Genomic DNA, 7,866 nt, shown 5'->3' with positions numbered 1-7,866 from the left:
ACACCCGATGAAAGGTTCTATCAGCAAATCAAAAATGTGTCGTGATTATATCTTAAATTAGTGCAGAAGTTGTCCAGCAAATAGGGAGTATCATATTGGTCCCTGGTTCGAGCCCAGGTGGGCGCACAAAAAAGCCATCTCATAAGAAATTTTGAGGTGGTTTTTTTATTTCTCTGAGCCATGGTTTTTGTTGAACCTCACGCAAAACCGGAAGTATTTTTGTACATAAATAATTGCTCCTGTAAAGCATTAGACACGATTTTTGTCGCGAACGGATAGGCCTATCCGCTATTTCAACGCCCTTCGGGCCAACCCACCCAATAGTTTAAGATCCTGCTCCAGTTTTTCGTTCCACAAAAGTCCGTAATTTAATCGTAGGCAATTTTTGTATTGGTTTTGTAAAGTAAATATCCGGCCGGGAGCAAAGCCAATTTTGTAACGCAGGCATTTTTCGTACAAGTCATACGTATCGATAGGCCCAGGTAACTCCACCCAAATAACGAATCCACCCTGTGGTCTGCTGGCCATCGTCCCTTCGGGGAAGTGGTCAGCAATTGCCCTTGAAAATTTCAGCAAATTGCCATGAAGTGTGTGCCTTAACTTCCGGAGGTGGCGTTCATACCGGCCTGTTTCCAGAAATCCGGCAATGACCTCCTGTGTAATGGAAGTAGAGGAAATGTTGTGGTAGCGTTTTATTCGCCTCACTTCCTCTTTGAATTTTCCCGGAGCAACCCAGCCTACCCGATACCCCGGAGCAAGGGTTTTCGATACGGACCCGCACCAAAGCACTAAGCCGCTTTCATCGTACGTTTTGCATGACTTCGGACGCTTTTGGCTGAAATAGACATCGCCATTAAGGTCATTCTCAATAAGCGGGATATCGTATTTCGCTAACAGGCCTACGGCTTGTCTTTTGTTCTCGTCGGGCATGCAGCTTCCCAGTGGATTGCTGAAATTGCTGATAAAAAGGCATGCCTTTATTTTTCTCTTCTTCAACGCATCTGCTAACGCATTCAAGTCAACGCCGCTTCGGGGGTCAGAAGGTAACTCCAGTACCTTGAGGCCTAAGGTCTGAGCCAATTGCAGCATCCCGAATGAAATGGGACTTTCCATGGCTATGGTGTCGCCTTTTTCGGTCAACGCCATCAGGCAAAGGGATACGGCGTTCAAACAACCGCTGGTCGTAATGATTTCATCGGGATTGAGATCGCACTCCATGGCAAAAGACCATCGGGCGATTTGCCGCCGCAGCCGTTCGTTACCTTCCGTTTTGTCATAGGCTACGCCGCTGCCTTTGAGCTCTCGCGTAGCCGTCACCAATCCTTTATTGAGTTTTGCGATGGGTAGCAGTTCATTAGCAGGAGAACCTAAGGCAAGCGGCAAATGTCCGTCTTCCCCAAGGCTGTCATAAACCTTTCGGATCATTGATTCACTATCCGTGTACTCCGCGTTAGCGCCCGGATTGGTTATTTGAGGGAGAGACGGAATTTTGGTTTTTGAATAGCGTACATAATATCCCGATTGAGGCCTGGTTTCAATTAAAAACTTGCTTTCCAGGTTATAGTAAGCAGTTAACGCTGTGTTCTGGCTTACGCCATACTCACGGCAAATGGTTCTTAAAGAAGGTAGTTTGTCTCCGGTGCGTAATGTACCGTTCAAGATTTGCTGCTCCATGACCTTGGCAATCCGCATGTATGCAAAGTCCGGTTTCTCTTTGACCTTTTCCATTCATCGCATTTATCTGCTGCCTGCAAAAGTAATAAAACTGCATCTGCTGCCATAATTATATTTTGTCGAACTTTGTTTTTCCGCCAATAAACATGAAGGCCATGTTTATTGCCAAATCTGCATTATAACAAAATCACCGTCAGATCATGTATCAGCAAAGCGGTAACCATGCAGTTCAGATGACCAACAAGGATAATATGGTATACATTATCGGTGCCGGCGCCATTGGGAAAGCCCTTGCCGTTATGCTGAAGCATAATGGGAGGGACGTTGTGCTGGTCAGAGGAAGCGTAGATGACGGCCGCATCGCTAATGACGAGATCACGTTGGAATTGGCCGGTGGCAAGAAATATGTGCAAACAATAACGGTACTTACCCTGAGCGCTATCAAACGCTTTGAAGGAACAGTCGTACTGACCAGCAAGTCTTTCGGCAACGATAAGCTTGCTGCCAAGCTCGGCAAAAGAAATAATCAATTCCCGATAGTCCTATTACAGAATGGATTGGGCATAGAAGCACCATTTTTACATCAGGGATATCACGCGCTGTACAGAGGTGTGTTGTTTGCCACAAGCCAGGCAAGCAAAGACACGGTCTCGTTCCGGCAGGTTTCCGCTTCTCCCGTCGGCGTCGTGAAAGGAAGTGTTGCCGCATTAAACGCTATTGTCGCTTCAATCAGCACGCCTGAGTTCACGTTTAGCCCAACCGCAGCTATCGAAAAGGCTGTCTGGCAAAAAACAATCATAAATACGGTATTCAATTCGGTTTGTCCCTTACTTGATATTGACAACGGTATCTTCCACAGGGATGAGTATGCTTTGGTGCTTGCCCGTAACATCATCAGTGCTTGCGTTAAGGTGGCCAATTCCGCAGGTATAGCGGTGAATGCGCACGAAATCGAAGAAGGGCTGCTGCAGATAAGTAAAGTTGCTGACGGCCAGCTTATATCTACCTTGCAGGATATCAGGGCCGGGCGCCCCACAGAAATAGAAACCCTGAATTTTGAAATTGATAAAATAGCACAATCAATGCAGATGCAAGAGTTAACAAAGGAAATTCTCCTGCTTGGTAAACTTATTAAAATAAAATCAGCCACACAGCAACGAAGGCGGGCTCCGCATGTGCGTAGTATTGCAAAAGGAAAAATGCTTAACAAATGAAAACAATACTTATAACAGGCGCAGGCCGGGGAATAGGCGCCGCCACTGCGCTTCTCGCTGCGGAACATGGCTATGCCGTGGCGGTTAATTATCGTAAAAACAAGCAGGCGGCGGATAATGTAGTTAACCGGATCCTATCTAACGGCGGCAGGGCCACGGCTATTCAGGCGGATGTATCCAAGGAAAATGACGTGCTCCGGCTATTTTCAGAAGTGGATGAACATTTTGGGAGTCTGCACTGCCTGGTGAACAATGCTGGGATTCTGGAACGGCAAATGAAACTGGTTGACATGGATTATAATCGGTTACAGCGGATTTTCAACGCCAATATAATCGGTCAATTCCTGTGTTGCAGGGAGGCCATTAAACGGATGTCAACGAAGTTTGGCGGTCCGGGCGGAACCATTGTCAACGTTTCATCCATTGCCGCCAGAACAGGGTCGCCCTTTGAATATACCGACTATGCAGCGAGTAAAGGGGCGTTGGACACCCTAACACTCGGTTTGTCAAAAGAAGTGGCTGAAGAAGGTATTCGGGTAAATGCCGTCCGTCCGGCATTCATTCATACCGATATTCATGCCGATGGGGGAGAACCGGATCGGATAAACCGGGTAAAGGAAGCCATACCTCTGAAACGGGGCGGTTCAGCAAAAGAAGTTGCGGAGGCTATTCTGTGGCTGGCTTCAGCGCGTTCTTCTTACTCAACCGGTATTTTCATTGATGTAACGGGAGGTAAGTAGTTTCACATTTGGTGGTTTGGAAAAATTGTCGTAATATTGCGACCCCGTGGGTTAAAGCACGGCAGGTTGAACCCAAGAGGGCGAACCGGATAAAAGTTGTACGAAAGGAGGTATATAGGATATGATTATTGTCAATGTGAAAGAAGGTGAATCGTTGGACCGGGCGTTGAAGCGCTTTAAGAAGAAGTTTGAAAAGACCGGAGTATTGCGGGAGCTACGCGCACGCCAGGCCTATGAGAAGAGATCCGTTACCCGTCGTACACAGATCAAAAAGGCTATTTACAAGCAAAGTCTCGCTCAAGATACCATCTAAGGTACATATAACGCAGATTATTTAGCAAATTATTTGCGACATCAGGAAACTATCCGTATATTCAACTTGTGGAATATAAGGGTAGTTTTCGATGTTTTTGGACCGTTTTACAAATTTTCTGAAGTACGAGAAGCGCTATTCCGACCATACGCTGGCGGCCTATACACATGAAGTTCAGCGTTACCTTGGCCGGTTACTTGATCAGGATACTTCTCTCCGGGATGTTACGCACCGTCATGCCAGGGCTTACCTGGCCGGACTGCTTGAGGCAGGCCATAGTCCCACGAGTGTCAACCGCAGCCTCTCCGCGCTCCGTACCTATCATAAATTCCTGATGCGTGAAGGCGCACTGCCACATAATCCGTTCACGCTGGTAAAAGCATTGAAAGCACCCAAACGACTTCCCGTAGTGGTGGATAAAGACAAGCTGTCTGCGTTGCTTGATATGGAGCATGCATTTCCTGACACGTTCGAGGGGCTGCGTGATCGGACCGTGCTGGAACTACTGTTCGGTACCGGCATCCGTTTGGCTGAACTTCTGCACATCCGGGACGAGCATATCGATTTTTATAATAAAAACTTGCTGATCTTCGGCAAACGCAGCAAGCAGCGGCTTGTTCCGCTGAACCGGACGCTCCTGGCACTACTTCGGCGTTATATTGCTGAAAAAAAAGCCCAGCAATTTGATAATATATCTACCCAATTGATCGTTACTAAAGAAGGTAAGCATGCTTATCGGAAGCTAATCTATAATATTGTAACACGTTATCTAAGTACAGTTTCTTCACAGCAAAAGAGAAGTCCGCATGTACTGCGGCACACGTTCGCTACCGCATTGCTTGACAACGGAGCAGATTTGAATGCCATTAAAGAGTTATTGGGGCATGCTGGCCTCGCAGCCACCCAAGTCTATACCCACAATTCGGTCGAACGGTTGAAATCAGTTTATAAGCAAGCCCATCCAAAGGCTTAAAAAAAGGAGGAAATATGAATATCACTGTGCAATCTATCCGGTTTGATGCAGACAGGAAACTCATCAGATTCATCCAGAAAAAGGTGAACAAACTCAATCAGTTTTTCGATCGTATCATCGATGGCGAATGTTACCTAAAGCTGGAAAATGTTGAAGATGAAGCCAACAAAGTAACCGAATTTAAGCTTAATATACCTGGTAGCCAGCTGTTTGCTAAGGCGCAGGCCAAATCCTTTGAAGAAGCGACGGATTTGGCGATAGAGTCGCTCCGCAGACAAATCAACAAACATAAAACCAAAATGAGGGCCAAAGTAAGCAACCACAAGGAATTGTTGGCCACCACGGCACTATATACGGCTTAGCAACACTCCGCCGAGCCCAGAAACACCCGATGGTTTTTAACTGTCGGGTGTTTTTGTTATTTTCAGGGCGCATTACACTGTAGACCTATGCTCAATTGGCTTGAGAGATATTTCGGTTTTAGCCGTAGGGAGCTGAAAGGGATTGCCATCCTTTGCGTGCTGTTAATCGGCATGTGGATATGGCCGTATGGGTATTCCCGGTGGCAGCATAACAGGGATGACGGTATTTCAGACCGTGTGCAAGAAATAGAAGCGTTCCTGGCCACCGTCGAAAACACAGTATCGCCACCGCCTAACGAAGAAAGCGATATCGTTGAATATTTTCCGTTCAACCCCAATGGGTTGGCTGTCGTCGATTGGAAGCGGCTGGGACTATCCGAGCGGCAGATCCGAATGATTAAAAACTATGAGGCCAAAGGCGGGCGTTTTCGCCGGAAAGAAGATCTGAAGAAAATCTATGCCATCCAAGAGGCAGACTATATCCGTTTGGAACCCTACATCCGGATACCCCAGCAGACACCGAAACCGCCTGTCGCCCATCCAGTGCCCGGCGATGGCGGTGCAGACAATACGCGCGCATCGTCCGAAGTAACCACTTCGATCCCGGCGATTGAACTGAACGCCGCCGATTCTACAACGTTGCAGCAACTGCCGGGCATCGGACCTGTCTTCGCTTCGCGAATCGTACGGTTTCGGGATCTCCTTGGCGGGTTTCACCATATTTTACAATTGATGGACGTATACGGGTTTGACACCGTTCGCTTCAATGGTTTACGGGATTACGTGTATGTAGATAGCGCCGGCATCCGTAAAATTCCGCTCAATAGCGCCGATTACCGCCAGCTAAATGCCCATCCCTTTATCAGTTCAAAGCTGGCCAACGCCATCGTGCAGTACCGTAAGCAGCACGGACCATACCGGGCTATCGAAGATTTGTTGGGCATTGCCATCATGGACGAGGTAATTTTTAGTAAAATTGCACCATATTTAACCGTTTCCGAATGATTGAGCATTTGTTAAAGTCCGTGATACGTGACGTTCCTGACTTTCCCGAACCGGGGATTGTTTTCAAAGATATTACGCCCATCCTTCAGGATCCGGCCCTCTGCGGTGCAATAGTAGACAGTTTCGTCAACCGGCTTACGACGGGCGCCATTGATGTTGTCGCCGGCATTGAAAGCCGTGGATTCTTATTCGGGCTGATGCTGGCGCAGCGCCTCGGCAAGCCTTTCGTACCCATCCGGAAACAGGGGAAACTTCCCTGCCGCACCATAAAGCAAGAGTATGCCCTGGAATACGGGCGGGCTACCATTGAAATCCATGAAGATGCCTTTTCTCCCGGTGCCCGCGTGCTGATACATGACGATCTGTTAGCTACCGGCGGAACCGTCGTGGCCGCAAGCGAACTCATCGAGCAACTCGGCGGCCAGGTGGCAGGCTACGCCTTTGTCATTGGTCTGGACTTCCTAAAGGGGCATGAGCGGCTCGCCCGCTATAGTTCTTCGGTGGTAACGCTGGCAAACTACTGATGGTGTTTCTGCTGCCGTCTATAATTTAACCCCGGTAATGGTGATGTCAGATACCATGGTCATCGGTATCTTCATTCCCTGTATTTCGAGGTCGCCTTTGATTTCCTGATTAAGTACACTTTTCATGGGCAGGCCAGACCGCGTGTCAACAGTCAACGTGCCTGTTTGCGTGCCGTTCAGGTTGAGCGTGGCGTGTTGAAGCATGGGATTGCCGTTTTCCAGCTTTGAAAAATCGAGGGTGCCCTGCACCGCAATCTGGGCATTCGACCCTTCAATAGCCGATAATGAGAACGTCATGTCTGAACTAACTTTCATCATGCCTGCCAATGGGCCGGCAAAAGCCTTGTTCCATTGACTGCCCACATCAACAGGGCCGTCGGGATAGATGTTGGTCATCATGCTCATGTTTTGCATCATGGTAGAGTCGCCGAAAAACTGTTTAAGCATCTCACCCTGCATGCCTTCCAGTTCATCGAAGATTTCGCTAAGACCTTCGATTCTCTCTACATTCCCCGCTTCGCTGACATACATGGAAAACGATTTGCCGATCATGACAGACATGGGTTTCATCTCTTTGGCCGATTCGTCCGGGTTGTCAGAATCATAAGTGAGCCGTTGCATTCCCGCAACGTCCGTACCCATTTTTATTTTGTCAAAAGTAACCTGCACTTTCGTAACACCATCTTGGGCGGAAAGGATGTCGTAGATATAGTGCGATGTAACGCTCTGGATGGTGGTCATCTTCTGGCCCATCATTTCCTGGACGATGCGTTGACTAGTCTCTGAAGAGAACAGGTATTTTTCGCCCGGTTTTAGGTTAAACTTCAGTTCAATGGGTTCTTTGCCGTTTGCCAGCCCGGCTCTCGGGCCCGCCCACGTCATGTGGCAAGCCAACAAGGAAAAAACGAACAATCCCGGGAAAATGAGTTTTCGGTGTTTCATGGTACGTCAGTGAAATTTCTTCAAAGGTAGTCTTTCCCTAAATGTAGCGTTAATTTTTTTAAAAAAAATCCGCGGCGTACCGCTCGTGTGCAATAGTATGTGTCAGTAGCAACCAAGCT

9 protein-coding genes are annotated in these 7,866 nt (G+C 47.9%); 7 read left to right on the top strand and 2 right to left on the bottom strand.

Going from position 1 to position 7,866, the window contains the following annotated elements; genetic code table 11:
* Positions 1 to 288: 288 nt before the first annotated feature.
* Positions 289 to 1,728, bottom strand: coding sequence for an aminotransferase-like domain-containing protein (locus tag BM030_RS17595; RefSeq protein WP_090974923.1), 1,440 nt, complete (start codon positions 1,726 to 1,728; stop codon positions 289 to 291).
* Between the two features lie 146 nt (positions 1,729 to 1,874).
* Between BM030_RS17595 and BM030_RS17590 the strand changes: the two genes are divergently transcribed.
* From BM030_RS17590 to BM030_RS17560, 7 genes are all read left to right on the top strand, one after another.
* Positions 1,875 to 2,888 carry a ketopantoate reductase family protein gene (locus BM030_RS17590; protein WP_244519037.1) on the top strand — a complete coding sequence of 338 codons (1,014 nt, stop codon included), beginning with the start codon at positions 1,875 to 1,877 and terminating at the stop codon, positions 2,886 to 2,888.
* Positions 2,885 to 3,628 carry an SDR family oxidoreductase gene (locus BM030_RS17585; RefSeq protein ID WP_090974922.1) on the top strand — a complete coding sequence of 248 codons (744 nt, stop codon included), beginning with the start codon at positions 2,885 to 2,887 and terminating at the stop codon, positions 3,626 to 3,628. The genes BM030_RS17590 and BM030_RS17585 overlap by 4 nt, the downstream gene beginning before the upstream one ends.
* A gap of 121 nt (positions 3,629 to 3,749) precedes the next feature.
* Positions 3,750 to 3,941: a 30S ribosomal protein S21 gene (rpsU, locus tag BM030_RS17580; protein ID WP_090974921.1), complete on the top strand. Its 192-nt coding sequence runs from the start codon at positions 3,750 to 3,752 to the stop codon at positions 3,939 to 3,941.
* Between the two features lie 91 nt (positions 3,942 to 4,032).
* On the top strand, positions 4,033 to 4,914 hold the full coding sequence (locus tag BM030_RS17575) for a tyrosine-type recombinase/integrase (RefSeq protein ID WP_090974920.1): 882 nt from the start codon (positions 4,033 to 4,035) through the stop codon (positions 4,912 to 4,914).
* 14 nt (positions 4,915 to 4,928) lie between these two features.
* Positions 4,929 to 5,276 (top strand): ribosome hibernation-promoting factor, HPF/YfiA family, encoded by a 348-nt coding sequence (gene hpf, locus BM030_RS17570; RefSeq protein ID WP_090974919.1) that lies wholly within the window; start codon positions 4,929 to 4,931, stop codon positions 5,274 to 5,276.
* Positions 5,277 to 5,363: 87 nt separating this feature from the next.
* Positions 5,364 to 6,281 carry a ComEA family DNA-binding protein gene (locus tag BM030_RS17565; protein WP_090974918.1) on the top strand — a complete coding sequence of 306 codons (918 nt, stop codon included), beginning with the start codon at positions 5,364 to 5,366 and terminating at the stop codon, positions 6,279 to 6,281.
* Positions 6,278 to 6,805 (top strand): adenine phosphoribosyltransferase, encoded by a 528-nt coding sequence (locus BM030_RS17560; RefSeq protein WP_090974917.1) that lies wholly within the window; start codon positions 6,278 to 6,280, stop codon positions 6,803 to 6,805. Before BM030_RS17565 ends, BM030_RS17560 begins: the two co-directional genes overlap by 4 nt.
* 18 nt (positions 6,806 to 6,823) lie before the next feature.
* On the opposite strand, the gene BM030_RS17555 is transcribed toward BM030_RS17560, so the two are convergent.
* Entirely contained in the window at positions 6,824 to 7,747 is a 924-nt protein-coding gene (locus tag BM030_RS17555; protein WP_139215938.1) for a DUF6263 family protein, read from the bottom strand.
* Between the last annotated feature and the right edge of the window lie 119 nt (positions 7,748 to 7,866).

Origin of the sequence: Parapedobacter composti (assembly GCF_900112315.1) — a bacterium.
Taxonomy (GTDB): domain Bacteria; phylum Bacteroidota; class Bacteroidia; order Sphingobacteriales; family Sphingobacteriaceae; genus Parapedobacter; species Parapedobacter composti.
This window is presented reverse-complemented; position numbering and strand designations above follow the sequence as displayed.